The 395-nt window shown below is 46.6% G+C and carries 1 protein-coding gene; it reads right to left on the bottom strand.

What is annotated here, in order from left to right; genetic code table 11:
• The coding region (gene feoA / locus ACEWB7_RS18510) for a ferrous iron transporter A (protein WP_411581163.1) at positions 1-215 on the bottom strand (215 nt) is incomplete at its 3' end.
• Between the last annotated feature and the right edge of the window lie 180 nt (positions 216-395).

Here is a 395-nt window from a genome sequence, read left to right on the forward strand (position 1 = left end):
GCTTCCACTTCTATTAACGCCAAATCCTTTTTACGCAAAACCAGACTCACGCGTCGTGTTTCGATATGGATCGGATCCCCTAAGGGCGCGACGCGGACAACATTAAATGAAGAGCCGGGCAACATGCCGAGCGAAAGCAGTTTTTGACGATACGCCGGGCTGATTTCACGCGCAAAGCCGGTGATTTTCCACGCAGTGTCAGGAGTGAATTGCATACGACCTACTTGTTTCTTACTAACTGGATGTATACCTCATGCGGCGCTCAGGGGGGCGGCAGGAGACCCGATGTTTAGCCAACGAAGGAAAGAGTAAATAATCAACAACACAATGATAATGAGAATGGTTTCTATCTTCAACGATTAAAATGTGACGGAATGTACAAATAAGCGATAATT

Origin of the sequence: Acinetobacter sp. NIOH-H-8 (assembly GCF_046635365.1) — a bacterium.
In the GTDB taxonomy this organism is placed as follows: domain Bacteria; phylum Pseudomonadota; class Gammaproteobacteria; order Pseudomonadales; family Moraxellaceae; genus Acinetobacter.